The organism is Caulobacter sp. 05T431, assembly GCF_056665975.1.
The window spans coordinates 1-496 of the sequence record NZ_JBFTKU010000094.1 but is presented as its reverse complement, the minus strand read 5'-3'; the positions used below and the strand labels follow the sequence as shown (position 1 = coordinate 496).

Annotated in this window: 1 protein-coding gene; it reads right to left on the bottom strand. The window is 59.3% G+C overall.

Annotation, left to right across the window (positions count from 1 at the left end; genetic code table 11):
• On the bottom strand, nt 1–337 hold a 337-nt coding region (locus AC1U89_RS24665), incomplete at its 3' end, for an Hsp70 family protein (RefSeq protein WP_479902241.1).
• Between the last annotated feature and the right edge of the window lie 159 nt (nt 338–496).

Genomic DNA, 496 nt, shown 5'->3' with positions numbered 1-496 from the left:
CTCCCAAGACTTGACGTTGGCGGCTTTGGCGCGACTCAGTCCGGACATGTCGAATCACGTCCGCAACGATGTCGACAGGGCTGCGGTCGACACCACCGACGCTGACGGCCTCCTGCCCTAAGAGGAACTTCGGCGAACGCACCGTGTTGCCGTAGACCCCAAGCCCGACTTCCTCTAACGCATGGCGCGCTTCTCTGCCAACGATAACGTCCTCGCCCTCGTAACGGACAACGGAAGGATGGGGGCGGCCCTCCTCATCAAAGACGTCGATAACGCGATCACCGACCACCACAGATACCAAGCTGTTGGTGGTTCCGAAGTCAAAACCTACAGTCACTGCACCCCTCCATCAAGATCTTTGAGGCGCGTGACCTCACCGGTAATTGCGCTCAAAGCCCGGTCAACGAACTCCTCCGCCACACCTGTGCTTCCATTGCGTAGCGCGTGAAGTCCGTCGCTGAGAAGCTCGACCTGGGTTGTTAGTCGCCGGATAACC